Source organism: Flexilinea flocculi, assembly GCF_001192795.1.
Taxonomy (GTDB): domain Bacteria; phylum Chloroflexota; class Anaerolineae; order Anaerolineales; family Anaerolineaceae; genus Flexilinea; species Flexilinea flocculi.
In genome coordinates this window covers 312,890-330,205 of record NZ_DF968180.1, presented here as the reverse complement: position 1 = coordinate 330,205, position 17,316 = coordinate 312,890, and the positions used below count along the sequence as shown (strand labels likewise).

The following is a 17,316-nucleotide window of genomic DNA, read 5'->3' as shown; positions in this document are numbered from 1 at the left end:
TGGATTAAGAATATTGCGTTTTTATTACTCAGATATTATGATTTACTCCAAAAACGACATGCTATGGATTGAAAAATCAGAAAACAGGAGATATATGAAACGATCAGAAATCAATACCATCATTCGTGATGCAGAAAAATTTTTTGAAGAAAACCGCTTTTTTTTACCTAAATGGGCTGACTGGACATGGGAAGAATGGCAAAGAGCAGACAAAAATGAAATTCACGAAATTCTTGAAAAAGAATTAGGATGGGATGTTACAGATTTTGGGTTAAACCAATTCCATCAGAAAGGTCTTTTTCTGTTCACCATTCGCAACGGAAGTACTGAGGAGACCGGTTATGAGAAGCCCTATTGTGAAAAGATTATGATCATGGAGGATCAGCAGGTTTGTCTGTTCCATTTTCATTGGGATAAAGTGGAGGATATCATCAACCGTGGCGGTGGAAAACTCAAACTTCAATTTTATCAGGCAACCGAAAACGATGAATTTGACCGGGAATCTCCGATCACTGTCTACGTGGATGGAATTCGCACGGTTTTAAAAGCAGGCAGCATTCTTTCGCTGGATCCAGGAGAAAGCGTGACACTTCCGCAGAGACTGTATCACAGTTTCTGGGGTGAAGGTAAAGTTTTAGTAGGCGAAGTATCAAAAATCAACGATGATCACACGGACAATCGCTTTTACGAGTCAATTCCAAGATTTCCGCAAATTGAAGAGGACGAACCGATTTATCATCCGTTAATTGGAGATTATCGATGCATTCGATAGATAAAACAAAAAAGCCGCGGTATGCGGCGATAGCTGCAGGATTAGTCTGTCTGGATATCATCCCGGGCATGCAAAATATTGAAGGTTCCGATTTTGACCGCCAATTTTTACCCGGGAAGTTGATTGAAACCGATGAAACCCTATTGAGCACTGGCGGTTCTGTCTCCAACACCGGATTGGCAATGCATCGGCTGGGTATCGATACAAAACTTATCTGCAGAATCGGCAACGACAGTTTCGCGGAAATTCTCAAGGATTTGTATCGAAAGATTGATGAACGGCTGTTGGATTCACTGATTGTTGATTCTGATCATATGACCGGCCATGCTTATGTGATCAATCCAAGGAATCAGGATCGCAGATTTTTTCATCATCCCGGATCCAGCGATTATTTTACAGCGAAGGATGTTGATGACGCACTTCTGAAATCCGCCGGCCTTTTCCATTTCGGATATCCTCCGATGATCCGGACAATGATTGCAGATGAGGGATCGGAACTGCTCGCACTTTATCAAAAAGTAAAAAACTATGGATTGACGACATCCATGGACATGTGCGTACCGGATCCTACCCGTTCATCCGGACAAGCGCCATGGAACAAAATTTTGCAAAAAACGCTCCCATATGTCGACCTTTTTCTTCCTAGCATTGAAGAAATTCTTTTCATGCTCGATCGCAGTCTTTATGAACGATTGGCAAGTACTGGTGATTTGATCAAACATGTGGATGACGTACTCTTGCGCGATTTGTCACAACAACTCTTGGAAATGGGATGTAAGGTTATACTTATTAAGATGGGATACCGGGGAGTCTTCTTAAGGACTTCTGATACGAAACGGCTTTCAACCATGGGAGCATCTTGCCCTTCCGACCTTTCCAGTTGGGAGAATTTATCTGTAAAACAACCCTGCTTCGAAGTGGAAGTAAAAGGAACTTGCGGCTCTGGTGACACCTGTATCGCTGGATTCCTTTCAGCGCTTCTTCGCGATTTATCACCGGAAGAAACTTTAAAAATCGCAGCAGGTGCAGGTGCATGCTGTTGTGAACAACCGGATGCCTTCAGTGGCCTTTTATCGTGGGATAAATTATGCGACCGGATCAATTCAAACTGGAAAATAAAAACGGAGTTTTAAAGAATGGAAGAAAAACAAATTACAAGAAATAATCAGGAAATTTGTCCCAATTGTCTTGAACCCAACAACGACGATCTGGCAAACTGTGCTTTTTGCGGAATGCCGCTGCACGGAAATCCAGGGGTTGTCGAACTTCCTTCAGATCATGAGGACGGAAATACAAATTCAGAAATTTCATCGGATCCATCAGCTTCAATACAAGGAAGTGTGGAACCAGCGGATTCACCCAAAGGGAAAAGTAAAAAAGACGACAAGATCAACCGCGGATTCACTTATGCGATGCGCGGAATGGGACTTTATCTGGTTGTGTATTCGATAACTGAATTGCCAAGATCACTGAAACTCGAAAATCCCCAGGATCGAAAACTGGCAGCGTTCGGAGATATTATTTATCTCGTCGCCGGTTGTTTGATGGCATGGCCGCTGTTGAAAGACTACTTGGATAAAAGGAAACAGAAACAGGAATCAACGCTTACACAGAAAACGATCGAGCCTATACAAAACACACCCGATGCAGAAATCTCAGTTGAGCAGAACACTTCGGATAGCATGGAACAATCCGCAGATGAATCCGTATCAAATGAACAGGAAGAATCAGTTAAAACATCGGAATCAATTGAAGATACAGAAAAGAAAGAAGAATAACTGTTACTGCAACCGCGATCGTTCATACCAATCGTATGAATTTTTCCAGCGATTCGAATGAGAGGCAGAATTATTTGTTGGAGAGTTATTTTTGTGCTCCACATAAAAATAACTCTTCATCTTATCCTATGATTCTATTTCAAATCCCATAATCCTGGATTCGCTCTCAGAGTATTCGCAGACTTTTTTCAATAGTTGCTAATAATTGAGATACATGGTTATTTTGATGCGGACTTAATTCTGAAGGATTTTCGAACCATTTAAGAATAAGCATGAAAAGGGCTTATGCAAAAAAAAAGTAAAAACAAGGATACTCATAAAGAAACAGTAAAACAGGAAAAAACAGTTCTGAACCCCGGAAGTTTCGTAGGAATTGTATTTCTGGCAGCCGGTATTTTCAATTTACCTTCCATTATGAAGAAACCGGTGACAAATTCAGACTGGATGATGCTGGTCATCGTGATCTTTTTTATCGTTTTAGGATTGTTTGCAATTCTGCTGCCAAAATTTATCCATAAAAAATAGATCTTTATTAAGGAATCATCAATGGTTTTTTTGAAAGAAAACAAAAAAGAAATCGAAGCTGTCATTTTTGATTTAGGGAACGTTCTGCTGGATTATTCACCGCGCAGATTTTTGGGCGAAATGGGATTTCATCCGGATCTGCATGACCGTTTGGCCTCCGTATTATTTGAGGACACGGAAACATGGTCAAAACTGGATCGTGGAACCATTACGAATTCTGAACTGGTCGAAATTGCTTCAGCAAAAGAGCCTTCACTGCGCAAAGAAATCAGGCAATATCTGCGCAAATGGCCTTATTACTTTAACGGAATTCCTAAAAATGTTGCAGCAATGTATCGAATTAAGGAAGCCGGTGCAAAAATTTATGTCCTTTCGAATTTTGCCAATGAAGTTTATGCTGTGATAAAAAAACGAAACACCTTTTTTTCAGATTTTGACGGACAGATCCTCTCTTATGAACACAAGGTCATCAAACCTGAGCAGGAAATTTACGATTTATTGATCCATTCTTACCAATTAAATCCCGAAAAATCCGTTTTTATCGACGATATGCTGGAAAATACACAAGCTGCAATCCGTGCAGGATTGAACGCCATTCACCTTCCGGCTTGTGCGGAGATTGAACCATTCTTTATTTTTCAGGAATAATTTTCTTTAGGTTATGTAATAAAGAGCGAATTCTGTCCCATGTTCGCTTTTTATCATTCAATCTGAAGGCTATCAGAGTTTTGACCAGTAACTCTTCCAAGATTCCAAATCGTTTGATTCACATGTTCGTATAAAACAAGTGAACCAATGCACAGAGAAATCTAAAGAGCAGACGGAGCCCAAGTGTATATAACAGAAATAATTAAAGCAATTGTTTTTGGGATTGTTGAGGGGATCACAGAATGGCTGCCCATCAGCAGCACAGGTCACATGATTCTCCTGAACGAATTGGTCCATTTGAACATGAGCGATGCTTTTCAAGAAATGTTCCTTGTCGTAATTCAACTGGGAGCCATTCTTGCCGTAATTATCACTTTTTTCAAAAAGCTCAATCCATTTTCTTCAAATAGAAACGGGAATCATAAGAAAGAAACCTTTCAATTATGGTTGAAGATTTTCCTGGCATGTATTCCAGCCGGTTTGATCGGTTTTTTGTTCGAAGATCAAATTGACAAGCTGTTTTTCAACTTTAAGACAGTTGCAGCAACACTGATTATCTATGGAATTTTATTCATCCTGATTGAACGCAGAAATAAAACGAGAAACAGCAGCATCAACGAATTATCACAATTAAATTATGCTGCTGCAGTGATGATCGGCATTTTTCAAATGCTGTCGCTGATTCCGGGAACATCGCGTTCTGGCGCAACAATACTTGGCGCTATCCTGATCGGGACATCCAGAAGCGTTGCCGCAGAGTTTTCTTTCTTCCTGTCCATTCCAATCATGTTAGGAGCCAGCGGTTTAAAACTGCTTAAATTCGGATTCAGTTTTTCTAACATAGAAATAGCTGTACTTTTTGCCGGAATGATCACTGCCTTTCTGGTTTCCGCAGCAGCTATCAAATTTTTGATGGGTTATATAAAAAAACACGACTTTACCCTATTTGGATATTATCGAATATTTCTTGGAATTCTTGTACTATTATTTTTCAGTCTTCTCCGATAATCCCGAATATTCAGGCGATACACAGACGCTTCGATCAAAATTTTAATGCAATGAGTATATGCAGGCTGAGATTTGCATATACTCATTATTTTTGAAAAACAGTTTTGATTCTTAAAGATTTTCCGAGCGGAAAAAGCCTTCCAGACAATGGATGATAAAAGCATGATCATCTTTATGCGGCAGTCCTGAAACGATGATCGATCCAATCACGCCTGCATTTCGGATGCGAATTGGAAATCCTCCGCCGCAGCAGGCATAGGTATAACGATCCATCAGTTTATCTTCCATTGTTTTTCCAGCTGCTTCAAATTCCATACACATTCGAAGACTGCTCATTTCCATTTCACGGACTGTCAATTCTTTGCGTTTCATCCATGTTTCATTATTTAGCTTAGAACCTTTGCAGAAGTATTGAAATGCAATAACTCCGGAAAACAATCGGATACTGATCGCAATGGGCAACGCCTGCCGAATGGCTTCTTCGGTCATCCATTTGCCCAGTTTCCAAATATCTTCATTGGTGAAATGCTCAAACTGAAACTGTTCTTCCTGTTTTTTTAAGATTTCCAGTTCATTGATGCTTATATTTTCTTGTGGCATACCTGAATTTCCTCCTTTACTTGATTCTATTTCATTGTACACGGATTCATGCCAACAGCAGCAATTCGAACTCCATACATATCGACACTGCTATTGACCCAAAACATGATTTGAGATGATAATACAAATCATGACAATTGAACTCATCATGGATCTTCCTGCATCTGGCAAAACAACCGTCTGCCTTCAAAAAATACGCCAAATCAAATCTGATGATCCGCTGGCTTCAGTACAAGTATTAGTTCCTGACAGCCTGCAATTGCAGGCATTTCAAAAAAGACTTGCTTCTCCTTCAGGCTCTTGGGGTATCAGAGTGAACACATTCGCTCAGTTTGCACGTTCGATACTTGAAAAAGCGTTGTCAGGAAAAATTATTATTAATCCTTCATTAAACCGGCAAATTGTCTGTGAAGCAATTCGGCACATTCAAGCGAAAGGGAAACTGAACTATTACTGTAATGTCTGGAATACAGCAGGTTTTTCCAAAGTAGTCACAAAAGCATTCTCCGATTTTGAAAAAAATTGCATTTCAGCAGATCAAATGAAATCGATTGTCCAAACACAGCAAGAAATTGAAATTAATTTGATTTTTGAGGAGTATCAGATTTTTTTATCGGATCATGGATGGGTCAGCCCCTCCGGAGTGATCCAGGCTGCTGCGGAGATAATCAAAAAAAAGCCTGACCATCTTGATCCTTTCAGATTGCTTATTATTGATGGTTTTGACAATTTTGATCAAGACCAGCTCTGGTTGATCCGGAATCTTGAGCCAATCACCGATGAAATTTACCTGACCCTTCCAGGATCGCTGCAAGCGGAAGAAAAAGAACGGCTGGTCAATCGCAGATTTTCCCGTTCGCTGGAACAGATCCAAAAAGTACTGAATATCCAAATTGCAGAAAACACTGTAAAAAGTGCGATTCACTTACCGGACATTCTCAGGTATATCGTCGAGAATATTTTTAAACAACAGCCAGTCAAGTGGATTGAAACAAATCCATCCGATGAAAAATCGCTGATCCTGTTGGAAGCCGGGACACAGGAGGACGAAGTCAGAGAAGTACTGCGACAGATGAAAAGCTGGATTATTCGTGATGCAATTCCGATTGCGTCCTGCGCAATTTTTGCGCCACAACTGGAAAAATATGCTCCTGCTTTACGCAGAATCAGCGAAGAGATGCAAATTCCGTTGAACTTTGGCAGAAAAGTATCTTTGATCGAAAGCCCTGTTGTTATAACACTTTTTAGCTTACTCCGACTACAGCCGGAAGGGTTGAAAACAAATAATTTGATGAATTGCTTGCGATTCCCATATATCAGCTCGGGTTTGACACCGGAACAGGTCAACTGGCTGGATTTCATCAGCCGGCAGTTGAGCATTACTGGCGGCTCAGAACAATGGGAGGAAGCCTGGAATATTTTACAAAAGGAAGATGCAACAGAAAAGGTGGATGACGAAGATGGAAATCAGTTCCTGGATTATTCGTGTTTTCCTGATAGCGCTGAGCTTCTGCTTTTGAAAAACGGATTGCAAGCATTCCTTGACAATATCACCCCTCCGCAAGGAAACCAGCAGATCCCGGTTTGGATTGCATGGCTGAAAGGAGTCTGTGAAAAAATTCAGCTTCGATCGCATATTCGTCAAGAAGAAGAATCAGATTATTTTGCGTTAACCGCCTGTTTCGAAGAATTGATCATAGAAGATCGTATGGTTCCACGGCAAAATATCGATTATAACGACTTTCTGAGTGCACTGACAGAAACCATCACAGCTTCAGAGCGAAGTAATCCCACGCAACAATTCGCAAATTCCATATTCACCGGTGAAATTACCTGGGCTCGCGGTATTCGCTTTCAGGCAGCTGCCTTTTTAGGCTTTGGAGAAAGCATATTCCCATCTGCTGTCGCAGAAGATGTCATTATCAAAAAAGAATTTCAGGATTTATTACAGATACCTGTGTCTGCTGATAACGATCAAAGCGGATTATTGATCCAGATTCTCTCAAGAGCTGACGAGAAATTATTGATCAGCCGTCCTTGTATCACGGATGCGGGAGATGAATGGGAGGAATCGCTTTATTGGAATGCAATCAGACAAATCGTCCCGGAGAATACCGTCCAGCGAATTCGTTCTTCAACGAAAAGGCCGCTTTCGGAAGCAGCCTCGGAGGATGAAAAAGAATACTGGGCTGTTCTACAGAGAAAACGAGATGAATATGCCGACGATGATAATAATCAGGATATGCTTGAAGCATCTCAAAGGGATCCGATGTTAGAAGGACTCCTGTCATCCGGCGCATGTGATTCTTGTGTGAATTTGCCGGAACAATTTCGAAGCCAGCAGATCTTCAGCTCGTCTCAGTTGGAAAATGGTCTGTACTGCCCATTTCGATACTTTATCAGTAATATCTTGTTTCTGGAACCGATAAAAGAACCGGCGTTCGAATTGGATACAAAACAATTGGGATCATTACTGCACCGGATTCTTCAATTAACCTTTGAGAAAGCGGAAAACTTAACCGATAAAACATTCTTGCTGGAACAACTGGAGAAAGCCTGCAATTGCACTTTTCCGAAAGCCCCGATCATTTATCAATTCCGCCCATCAGGATTATGGATCTTTCAGCAAAATCAGTTAAAAAAACAACTGATGCAAACAATCGAAAAGTTATCTGAAATCAGTGAAGGATGGTTAATGGTTGCGGCAGAATCCGCTTTTGGAATACGCGGTAAGCCGTTTCTGAAAATCGATATCGAAGGAATATCTCTCAACTTTCGTGGAATCATTGATCGGATCGACCGTAACCGCAACGGGAATCTGCGCATCATCGATTACAAGATTGGCGGTACCCATTTTTCGGCAGATGATGTTTTTAGCGGAAGACGTGTGCAATTGTTCCTTTATGCTTTAGCTGCAGCCGATGCATTGAAAATCGGCCGTATAGAAGAAGGATTTTACTGGGCAATTCTATCTGCAAAAGCCAGCTCTTTGAAACTTTCCGGTTTTATGGATCCGCAGGAAATGGATCGAACGGCCACATTTCGGGCTTTAATTATGGAAAAAATCAAACAGTTTTATCAAATTTTAGAAGTGGGGGAATTTCCTGCCAATCCGATCGATGGAAAATGTCCATCCTACTGCAGTGCAGCCACGTGGTGTGCCCTGTTTCAAAGGGAAGATAGACCATGACAAGAGCGCTGATTCAACTTCTCGACAAACTATCAGAAAAACAAAAACAGGCTGCAAATGAGAGAAAGCGGGATGTGATTGTCACTGCAGGAGCCGGAAGCGGCAAAACGCATACCCTGGTTGCACGGTTTCTGACCTTACTGGATGATGGATATAGACCGGAGGAAATCGCTGCAATTACCTTTACGGACAAAGCGTCCCGCGAAATGAAATCCCGCGTCCGAAGCAAGCTGATTGAAATTTCTCAATTAAGCGTTGATCCAGAAGAACGGGAAAAATGGCTGGATCGGTTAAATGCGATGGATTCAGCAAGAATCGGAACTATCCATAGTCTTTGTTCTCAAATATTAAAAACCAGTTTTGCAGAAGCGGGAATTGATCCTGATTTTTCCGTTCTGGATGAAAAACAGTGTTCCATGGTAAAAGTTAGAGCCATAGAAGAATGGCTCGAATTCATGACAGAAAAGAACAATTTCCATCCGCTTTTTCAGACATTTAGAATCGATGAAATACGCAAAATTCTTGCCGGAATGCTGGATCGGCGTCTTGAAACAAAGGGGATTTTTGAGCGTACATTTGATTTGCAATCGATGATCCACGAAAAATTGCAAGAATTGTTTTCGGATGAGAATGTTCGAACTCAATTTGAATGGATCGCAGGGCTGAATCCAGCGGAATTGACAGCAGATGCGGGTGACAAACTGGCTATGCAGCTTGATGAATTTATTGTCCTCTGGAAACAGGCGGATGCCTATTTTCGGGAAGGTGATTCCTTTGCTTCGATCAAGGTATTGCAGGCTGCTTATACAGAAAAAATGAAATTATCAGCCGGAAAGGCTACATCTGAAGCAAAACGTGCGCTAAAAATCATTCGAGAATATCTTGATTTGAATTGGAAAAACATTCTGGATAAAAATAACCGGATGCCATCCAAGGAAAATGAAGACCAATATCAGCAGCTTATCGATCTTTTTCGAATTGCATTTCAGGGATTACTGAAGCAATATCAAGATATTCTGCATCAGCAAACGGTTTTGGATTTTGATGATCTGGAAGAGAAAACGCTGATTGTATTGGAAAATCCGGCTGTGAGAAAAATATGGCGAGAAAAGATCAGAGCCGTTTTGGTAGATGAATTTCAGGACACCAATTACCGGCAGCAACACCTGCTTGAAATTATATCTGATAAGCCCGGGAGCTTTTTTGCAGTGGGAGATGCCAGGCAAAGTATTTACCGATTCCGTGGAGCAGACGTAACCGTTTTCCGCTCTGTACAACGGGGTATCTGCAAGAAGGAAGGATTGTCCATTGACCTGGATTCAACTTATCGTACAGACCCTGATTTATTAGACGCAAGTGGTGAATTTCTCAGCCGTCTGATGGGAACCCAGAACATCCCCAACAAGTCCTACTGGATTCCATTTGCTCCACTGGCTTCTATGAGAACAAGAATCGAACAGCCAAAGGAACCGGAACTCGAATTTTTGCTTGGATACGATCCGGGATCAGTTGATAAAGCAAAAAGAACCTCTGCAGCACAGCTTGCAGCCAGACTGCAAGAGCTGAAAAACAGTGATTTTATGAAGAGTTGGGATGATGTAGCCTTGCTGTTCCGAGCATCAAGCGGATTTGCAATCTATGAATCGGTCTTCGAAAAAAGCGGTATTCCATTTGTGACAGTATCGGGCAAAGGATTCTATGATCGCCCGGAAATCCGAGATATTTTAAACATGCTTTCCGCAGCGGCAAACCCTGCAGATGATCTCGCATTGGCAGGTATGCTCCTCAGTCCGGTTTTTCACCTGTCAAAAAATGGCCTTTTTCAACTGCGTTGGCCGAATCTTACGAAAGGTGGCAAACCTGAAAAACCTGCCAATCTCTGGGAATCCCTGCAAAATAACCAGTCAATTTTATCCGCTAATGACAAGAAAGCTGCAGAACGTGTATTCTATGTGCTGCAAGAATTATTCTCTCTATCCGGCAGAGCATCCGTCGAAACCGTTCTGTCGAAATTAATCCAGCTGACAAAATACCGATCTCTGCTGGCATCCATGCCAAATGAACAATTTTCGCGAAACGTGGATAAACTCATTTCGGATGCCCATCAAAGCGGAATGATTTCACTGAATGATTTTTTATCCTATTTACGTAATTTGAATGATTCAGGCACAAGAGAAGGAGAAGCTCCATCTGACGCTATCGGAGCGGTTCGATTGATGACCATTCATAAATCGAAAGGGCTCGAATTTCCGATTGTCGTTGTTGCTGATGCCGCTCATCAGAATAACCGTTCCGCAGAATCCTGGATCATATCTCAAAAATTCGGAATTCAAATTCGCACTGAGCCTGAATCAATGGGTTATATTCTTGCCGAGAAAGATGAAAAAGAACAGAATGAAGCGGAATTAAAACGGCTGTTATATGTTGCATTCACACGGGCTAAAGATAAATTAATCATCAGCGGACATTTCACGGAGAAACGATTGAATGGATGGATCAGCGAATTGCTCGATCCCTGGAAAGATGAGCTGTCAGAAATCCGAGAGCAATCGCAGAGACAGATGAAAACGCGCGATGGAAAACCTTTCCTGGTCAGGATAGCGACATCGAGTCAACAGGAAATACCAATCTACGAAAAACAAGATTCCGATAACGTATCCTGTGAAAATGAACAAAAACACCTTTCCATTTCATTGATGCAGAAAATTTCATCAACGACATCTGCGGAATTTGAATCGGAACCGGCAGAAATTCAGGAAGGCATTTTAGGCAAGAAAGTGGGAATTCTCGTACATAAGGCGTTAGAAATTTGGACTTTTCCGCAAGAAACCGGATTTAGCCCATTAATGGAACAGATGTCCCTCGAATTGAAAGAATTGACCGAATCGCAACAGGAGTCAGCCATACAAAGGACGATTCAATTATTGTCCGCTTTCCAAGAATCCGCAATTTGGCAGGAAATCAATGCAGCCGATGCACGATATCATGAGATTCCCTATGATATGCCGGGTGTTGCGTATCCAGAACACGGCGTAATCGATCTTTTGTACCGCTTTGAAAACCAATGGAAGATACTGGATTTCAAGACAGATGCAATAAGAAATCCAGACGAGCGGTTCATTCTGGAAAAAAAGTATACCAAACAGATCAGACGTTACGAACGCGCTGCGAAATTGATGTTGCGTTGTCCTGTCAGTGCGGCGATTTGTTTTTTAGATGATTGCGGAAAAACGAGCGTTTTTTGGAAAAATGATGATCTGAAGTACAATCAAAAAGCGTTTGATACGCTGCTTTTTCCATAAAGTCAATCATTTGAAATGTGGGAAAGCATTGTGAGAAAAAAGGGGAATCTTATTGATGTGTTGTTTTTGTGCTTCGCGCAGAAATAACACATCAACAAGTATTTCTTTCCCTGTTTCGAATTGCAGCCATAAAGAATCAAACGCTCTTCTCTGCATAAGACGAGAATCAAAAAATTAACTTTTTGAAAAAGCCTCTCGATTGAATAACAGCATACCCGACAGAATCACAGTTCCGCCAAAAATGGTGGAAAGATCCAAGTTTTCTCCGGCAATCAGAATTCCGGCAATGGCTGTACAAAGCGGAACAAAGAACATATAGATGGTCGCCTGGGATGTCTTTGGCGCCAATGCAATCGCCTTTGTCCAACAGACATAAGCAATTGCGCTGGGAATGATTCCCAGAACGAAAATATTGAAAATTTGATCAGGCGGAGCAGCCTTCAACTCGCGAAATGCCTGCTTAGAGAAAATGGACAACATCACTGTTGCGATCAGAATGCTGTAGGCAGTGATCTGCAATGCCGAATATGTTTTTGTCAATTTTTTCTGAAGCAGATTGTAGATAGCCAGCATGATCGCACAGGAAAGCAGCAGCAGTACACCAGTATTAGAAGAAAAACGGTCTCCAATTAACGTGAGAATCACGATACCGGCGAACTCCAGAAATACTGCAATCCACTGGTAAGTCTTCAATTTTTCTTTCAGTACAATCCAGGCAAGTAACGCAGTAAAAATTGGGGCGGTAGCAATGACGATACTGCTGGTAGCTGCAGTTACCTGTAACATTCCGATATTAAAGACGATCATGTACAACGAAAAACCGGAGGTGGCTGATGCAAGGAACCACAAGAAATCTTTTTTTTGCGGAGGTCTGACTTTCCCGATAATCAGGAAAGCCGCCAGAATGATGGAAGCAATGAAGTATCGCAAAAATCCTACGGACATGGGAGAATAGTATTTCAAAGAAAGTTTGGTATAAACATATGCCAATGTCCAGCCAAGAATTGCTATAATTGCAAAGATGTGATAATTGTTTTTTATCTTCATGAAAAGTCCTTAAAGACATACGAGAAATGGATGTCCCGACAAAAAGAGTGAGTCAAATTATAATCATCTTCATGATCAACGATCACTTGATCATGACGTAAACAGTATTTCGAAAATTGGTACAACCTTTTGAACAAAAAGAGAAAGTTATGCTCTTAATTCGAAAGGATGATATAAATTTCGAATTGCCGTAATACGAACAATTAATCGAAAATGGGAATAAACAGAAGCTTCATAAAAAGGAAGAAATGATTGAAGAGATCTATATTGAAAAATCAAAAATACTGAAAGCAATAGCTGATCCCAAAAGACTGAAGATAATCACGATGATCTCCAACAGTGAATTATGTGCCTGCAAGATTTTGGAAGAGTTTCAGATTACGCAGCCTACACTTTCCCATGACATGAAAGTGTTGTGCGATGCAGGTGTTGTCCGTGCTCGAAAAGAAGGAAAATGGATGCACTATTCATTGAATACGGATTGTATCCATGATTTTAAAAATTTTCTGAATGCAATCATCTGTACCAACAGTGATAGCGAGTGCTGATGATCGGATTGGGTGATAGTTCATATCCTGTTTCTTTCGAAGTCTGATTTACGCTGGCAATATAGAATTTTTCCCATAGTTCGAATCGGTGGAGAAAAAGCTATTGCTTGAGAGGGTAGGATCGATGTGTTGGCGTTTGAGATCTTCCTCATCACCGTATGAGGAATGACTGAAAAGGATATATCAACTTCCGTTGTTATTGCAATCGGGGGAATCAGACATCTGATCTTTTCTTTCGTCACTCAAGCTAACTGATCGGTGGTGTAAGATCATGAGTTCATGTCCGTTTAATAGCGATCCTCTATCATGTGAGATAAGATTGCTTCGTCGGGCTGATGCCCTCCTCGCGATGACAATTTACCATGTGCGTTCCCCTGAGTATTTCGAATTAGTGTTTTGAATTCACCAAATTTAAGCGTAAAATTGGACTTTCTTTTTTCAAAAGGTGAGAAATTCAGGTTTTAAAAGACTTTTTCAGATTTCAAATCACCAGCCCAGTAATTCGAAAATAGACTTGCAGTTCGAATCAATCGGGAAAAACTTGATGTTGTGATGTTTTTGCGCGAAGCGCAAAAACATCACAACATTATTGAATCCTCTCCATTTTTCGAATTGCTGTCACCAGCCTGATTTATTTGAGAGCAAAGAGCTAAAACAAAAAAGAGTCTGCTTCTTCTGGTTGGGCAGACTCTTCTATGTTAATTGCATTTCTTATGGATCGCGCTTTTTGACAGCGCTGCATCCTGCTACAGTCAGATTTCTGTTATCCTGCGATATGAAAGTACTTTCGCCGAAAATACAACGCAGCATTTACCAGACCGATCATGACCGGTACTTCGATCAATGGACCGATCACTGCAGTAAAGGCAACATCCGAAGAGATTCCGAAAATCGCCACAGCTACCGCGATGGCCAGTTCAAAATTATTGCTGGCAGCTGTGAATGCCAGTGTTACGGACTGTTCATAATTGATTTTGTTTTTGTATGCCATGTAGAAACTGACAAAAAACATGACTGCAAAGTAAATCAGCAAAGGAATGGCGATACGGATTACATCAATCGGATTGCGAATAATCTGTTCTCCCTTTGTGATAAACATAATGATAATCGTGTAAAGCAGTGCAATCAGTGCAAGCGGCGAAATCTTAGGGATGAATACATTTTCATACCAGGATTTCGATTTGGTACGGATCAAAACAAATCTGGAAATAAATCCGGCTGCGAATGGAATACCGAGATAAATCAACACACTTTTTGCTACTTCGAGCATGGACACATTGACAACCTGTCCTCCCCAGGACAATCCCAGCCATTTGGGCAGCAATGTGACAAAAATATAGATATAGACGGTATAAAGTAGGATCTGGAAAATGGAATTCAGGGCAACCAGCGCAGCACAGTACTCGTTGTCTCCCTTTGCCAGTGTATTCCATACGATAACCATCGCAATACACCGTGCCAGGCCGATGATGATCAGCCCGGTGGCAAATCCGGGTTTATCGCCAAGAAACAGGATAGCGAGAACGAACATTAACAACGGTCCGACGATCCAGTTTTGAATCAGGGAAAGTTTAAACACCTGTTTGTTTTGAGCCACTTTCCCAATTTCTTCATACTTTACTTTGGCCAATGGCGGGTACATCATAACAATCAAGCCAATCGCAATCGGCCAGGAGATGGTTCCGGTGCTCATCCGACTGATGGAATCAGCCAGTCCCGGAAATAAATACCCTGCAAGAACGCCGATCGCCATAGCGATGAATATCCATAATGTCAAAAACCGGTCAAGAAACGACAATTTGCTTTGTTTTCCTTTTTCCATTATTCTCTCCTCTTTCGTACAAAAGATAAAACCTTACAACGCAGTATTTATGCGAAATTTTATCATTCATATAGAAAATTATCAATCTATGAATATCCAATTTTTAATCGAAATGAAGGAAATTTTAAAATTCAAAAAGACAATGGAAATTACGAATTCAGTAATTTTCAAATGGGGAAGAAATTTTTTTGTTCAATCGCCTTTGCATAGTGCCACAAAAGCAACACAAAACATTTTTTTGCTCGATTTGAATGATTCATCTGAATATCGAATTGCAGATCGATTACAGGTTTCAGGCAATCCACAGGAAGTAAATGCCGACGCCAATCATGATAATCCCGCCGACTTTTTCAACAATGCCGGCCCAGCGTCCAAAAGCGCGGAATGTCTTCAGAAAGCCGGTAAACGTTCCTGCCAGGATGATCGGAATTCCCCTCCCGAGAGCGTAAACAAACAATAAAATGGCTCCATATAGCAAACCGCTCTGTTGTGCCATCACATAGGTCAGGATGGCGCCCAGAACCGGTGTCGCGCATTGCGATGAAACCAACCCTGAGACCAGTCCCAACAACAAAGCTCCTGGGAGGCCTTTCCGCTGGATCCTTTCGCGGATATTTCCGAAACTGGAGGGAAAAGACAAATGAATGAGACCAAACATTTGAAAGCCGATGATGAAACAGACGAATGCGACCAGATAATACCATATTCGGGAATTGCCGCCAATTAATCCACCGACCAATGCCGCCACTACTCCCATTGCCGTAAAGGTAACGGCCAGTCCCAGGGCAAAAAAGGATGAGATAGCAAAAGATCGCAGACGAGAGGAATTCTTCGTTCCGCTGACAATTCCCATAATTAATGGGATCATCGCAATGTTACAAGGTTCTATCGATGTGACGATTCCACCCAGAAAGACCAGGATGTAACCAAGAATGGATGTCGGTTGTAAGAGAGATGGATCAATATTCATTTCAGTTCGCTTCGATTAACAGCTGCAGTTGATCCTGAAATTGTTCGGCTTCCATAACGCCCACAGCATAGCTTGCCTGTCCGTTCTTGTCAATAAAAAACAACGTCGGAATCGCTTGAATATGGGCTCGTTTCATTAAGGAATTATTCTGCGGATCATAAGCGTCTACATCAATAAAAGCAATTTTCTCTTCATAATCTGGAAAAATTTGGTCAACAATCTTTTTCATTTCAAGGCAGGCTTCACAACTGTCAGACCGAAAGAACATAAAGATTGGTTCCCCATTCTGGATTAAACGTTCGTAGCGTTCTTCTGCGGTCTCACCTGCAAGTACTGCTTTTGGGTTGTCATTAGCAGTATCGTCCCAAAGTTTTTTTTGAGTTTTCAGAAAATAAACAGCAATAATTAAAATCAGAATGCCGAGAATCAGTAGAATTGTACGGATATTTTTCTTCTTTTCCAAGTTTTGATCGGTGTCCATAAGCATCCCCTGTTTCCAATTTTAAAATAATACTATATCAGAAAGCAGGATTAAAAAATATGCACGGTAAAGAATTCATACATACTCATTCGAAATTTGGGAAGGATTCTTTGTTGTAGTATTGTTTTTGCGATCCACGCAAAAACAATACTACAACATTTTTTTCGATTGATTCGAAATGTTAATCAATATTTCGAATTGGTGAATTTATACAAAAAACCTGTGCATTTTCTTTTGGAGAATGCACAGGTTACCATTCAATAAAGCTGCCTTCAGGCGTTCTGCAGCCAGGTCTTGATTTCTTCCAGAGAAGGGATTCGCCCTGAACAGACTACTTTTTCATTAATCACCAACCCGGGAGTAGACAGTATATTGTAATCAAGAATCTGATTGTAATCAGTAACCTTAATCACTTCGACATCCAACTTTAACGCATCAGCTGCCTGATGTGACAGCGCTTCAACGCGTTTACAATTGGGGCAACCAGAACCTAAAACTTTTATTGTTATCATTTTGACCTCATTCATTTTTCCTTCGGTTCATATCCCTGTTTTTTTAAGAACCAAACCGTTTGTTGACCTTCATTATCGACATTCTCAGCCGTACGATTAAGGGAAAAAATTAT

15 protein-coding genes are annotated in these 17,316 nt (G+C 41.1%); 9 read left to right on the top strand and 6 right to left on the bottom strand.

Annotated elements, in window-relative coordinates; all coding sequences use genetic code 11:
• Positions 1-94 precede the first annotated feature (94 nt).
• The 6 genes from ATC1_RS03505 (at position 95) to ATC1_RS03480 (ending at position 4,731) form a co-directional block, all read left to right on the top strand.
• Entirely contained in the window at positions 95-772 is a 678-nt protein-coding gene (locus ATC1_RS03505) for a D-lyxose/D-mannose family sugar isomerase (protein ID WP_062278425.1), read from the top strand.
• A complete protein-coding gene (locus tag ATC1_RS03500; RefSeq protein WP_062278424.1) occupies positions 760-1,905 on the top strand; it encodes a carbohydrate kinase family protein in 1,146 nt (381 codons plus the stop codon). The genes ATC1_RS03505 and ATC1_RS03500 overlap by 13 nt, the downstream gene beginning before the upstream one ends.
• A gap of 3 nt (positions 1,906-1,908) precedes the next feature.
• Entirely contained in the window at positions 1,909-2,550 is a 642-nt protein-coding gene (locus ATC1_RS03495; protein WP_062278422.1) for a hypothetical protein, read from the top strand.
• 285 nt (positions 2,551-2,835) lie between these two features.
• A complete protein-coding gene (locus tag ATC1_RS03490; RefSeq protein ID WP_062278420.1) occupies positions 2,836-3,075 on the top strand; it encodes a hypothetical protein in 240 nt (79 codons plus the stop codon).
• 21 nt (positions 3,076-3,096) lie between these two features.
• Complete coding sequence (locus ATC1_RS03485) at positions 3,097-3,723, top strand: HAD family hydrolase (protein ID WP_062278419.1); 627 nt, start codon at positions 3,097-3,099, stop codon at positions 3,721-3,723.
• A 183-nt stretch (positions 3,724-3,906) separates the two neighbouring features.
• Positions 3,907-4,731 carry an undecaprenyl-diphosphate phosphatase gene (locus ATC1_RS03480; protein WP_172667704.1) on the top strand — a complete coding sequence of 275 codons (825 nt, stop codon included), beginning with the start codon at positions 3,907-3,909 and terminating at the stop codon, positions 4,729-4,731.
• 111 nt (positions 4,732-4,842) lie between these two features.
• Here the strand turns inward: ATC1_RS03480 and ATC1_RS03475 are convergent, their stop codons facing one another.
• Positions 4,843-5,331, bottom strand: coding sequence for a heme-degrading domain-containing protein (locus ATC1_RS03475; protein WP_062278417.1), 489 nt, complete (start codon positions 5,329-5,331; stop codon positions 4,843-4,845).
• A 130-nt stretch (positions 5,332-5,461) separates the two neighbouring features.
• On the opposite strand from ATC1_RS03475, the gene ATC1_RS03470 reads away from it, so the two are divergent.
• Both ATC1_RS03470 and ATC1_RS03465 read left to right on the top strand, forming a co-directional pair.
• A complete protein-coding gene (locus ATC1_RS03470) occupies positions 5,462-8,521 on the top strand; it encodes a PD-(D/E)XK nuclease family protein (protein ID WP_062278415.1) in 3,060 nt (1,019 codons plus the stop codon).
• Entirely contained in the window at positions 8,518-11,823 is a 3,306-nt protein-coding gene (locus ATC1_RS03465; protein ID WP_062278414.1) for a UvrD-helicase domain-containing protein, read from the top strand. Before ATC1_RS03470 ends, ATC1_RS03465 begins: the two co-directional genes overlap by 4 nt.
• Before the next feature lie 174 nt (positions 11,824-11,997).
• Here the strand turns inward: ATC1_RS03465 and ATC1_RS03460 are convergent, their stop codons facing one another.
• Entirely contained in the window at positions 11,998-12,870 is an 873-nt protein-coding gene (locus ATC1_RS03460) for a DMT family transporter (RefSeq protein WP_062278412.1), read from the bottom strand.
• Between the two features lie 248 nt (positions 12,871-13,118).
• On the opposite strand from ATC1_RS03460, the gene ATC1_RS03455 reads away from it, so the two are divergent.
• A complete protein-coding gene (locus ATC1_RS03455) occupies positions 13,119-13,418 on the top strand; it encodes an ArsR/SmtB family transcription factor (RefSeq protein WP_062278410.1) in 300 nt (99 codons plus the stop codon).
• Between the two features lie 763 nt (positions 13,419-14,181).
• Here ATC1_RS03455 and arsB read toward each other — a convergent pair.
• The 4 genes from arsB to ATC1_RS03435 form a co-directional block, all read right to left on the bottom strand.
• Positions 14,182-15,240 (bottom strand): ACR3 family arsenite efflux transporter, encoded by a 1,059-nt coding sequence (gene arsB / locus ATC1_RS03450; RefSeq protein ID WP_062278408.1) that lies wholly within the window; start codon positions 15,238-15,240, stop codon positions 14,182-14,184.
• 292 nt (positions 15,241-15,532) lie between these two features.
• Positions 15,533-16,210, bottom strand: coding sequence for a cytochrome c biogenesis CcdA family protein (locus ATC1_RS03445; protein WP_062278407.1), 678 nt, complete (start codon positions 16,208-16,210; stop codon positions 15,533-15,535).
• A 1-nt stretch (position 16,211) separates the two neighbouring features.
• Complete coding sequence (locus tag ATC1_RS03440; protein ID WP_172667703.1) at positions 16,212-16,691, bottom strand: thioredoxin family protein; 480 nt, start codon at positions 16,689-16,691, stop codon at positions 16,212-16,214.
• A gap of 272 nt (positions 16,692-16,963) precedes the next feature.
• The gene (locus tag ATC1_RS03435) at positions 16,964-17,203 is read right to left on the bottom strand and encodes a thioredoxin family protein (RefSeq protein WP_062278982.1); all 240 of its coding nucleotides are present in this window, start codon (positions 17,201-17,203) and stop codon (positions 16,964-16,966) included.
• Between the last annotated feature and the right edge of the window lie 113 nt (positions 17,204-17,316).

What these genes read in the sequence shown, in the direction of transcription:
- ATC1_RS03460 (WP_062278412.1), bottom strand. Translation starts at nt 12,870, where the DNA reads ATGAAGATAAAAAACAATTATCACATCTTTGCAATTATAGCAATTCTT.
- ATC1_RS03505 (WP_062278425.1), top strand. Translation starts at nt 95, where the DNA reads ATGAAACGATCAGAAATCAATACCATCATTCGTGATGCAGAAAAATTT.
- ATC1_RS03445 (WP_062278407.1), bottom strand. Translation starts at nt 16,210, where the DNA reads ATGAATATTGATCCATCTCTCTTACAACCGACATCCATTCTTGGTTAC.
- ATC1_RS03475 (WP_062278417.1), bottom strand. Translation starts at nt 5,331, where the DNA reads ATGCCACAAGAAAATATAAGCATCAATGAACTGGAAATCTTAAAAAAA.
- ATC1_RS03495 (WP_062278422.1), top strand. Translation starts at nt 1,909, where the DNA reads ATGGAAGAAAAACAAATTACAAGAAATAATCAGGAAATTTGTCCCAAT.
- ATC1_RS03465 (WP_062278414.1), top strand. Translation starts at nt 8,518, where the DNA reads ATGACAAGAGCGCTGATTCAACTTCTCGACAAACTATCAGAAAAACAA.
- ATC1_RS03470 (WP_062278415.1), top strand. Translation starts at nt 5,462, where the DNA reads ATGACAATTGAACTCATCATGGATCTTCCTGCATCTGGCAAAACAACC.
- ATC1_RS03455 (WP_062278410.1), top strand. Translation starts at nt 13,119, where the DNA reads ATGATTGAAGAGATCTATATTGAAAAATCAAAAATACTGAAAGCAATA.
- ATC1_RS03435 (WP_062278982.1), bottom strand. Translation starts at nt 17,203, where the DNA reads ATGATAACAATAAAAGTTTTAGGTTCTGGTTGCCCCAATTGTAAACGC.
- ATC1_RS03500 (WP_062278424.1), top strand. Translation starts at nt 760, where the DNA reads ATGCATTCGATAGATAAAACAAAAAAGCCGCGGTATGCGGCGATAGCT.
- ATC1_RS03440 (WP_172667703.1), bottom strand. Translation starts at nt 16,691, where the DNA reads ATGGACACCGATCAAAACTTGGAAAAGAAGAAAAATATCCGTACAATT.
- ATC1_RS03490 (WP_062278420.1), top strand. Translation starts at nt 2,836, where the DNA reads ATGCAAAAAAAAAGTAAAAACAAGGATACTCATAAAGAAACAGTAAAA.
- ATC1_RS03485 (WP_062278419.1), top strand. Translation starts at nt 3,097, where the DNA reads ATGGTTTTTTTGAAAGAAAACAAAAAAGAAATCGAAGCTGTCATTTTT.
- arsB (WP_062278408.1), bottom strand. Translation starts at nt 15,240, where the DNA reads ATGGAAAAAGGAAAACAAAGCAAATTGTCGTTTCTTGACCGGTTTTTG.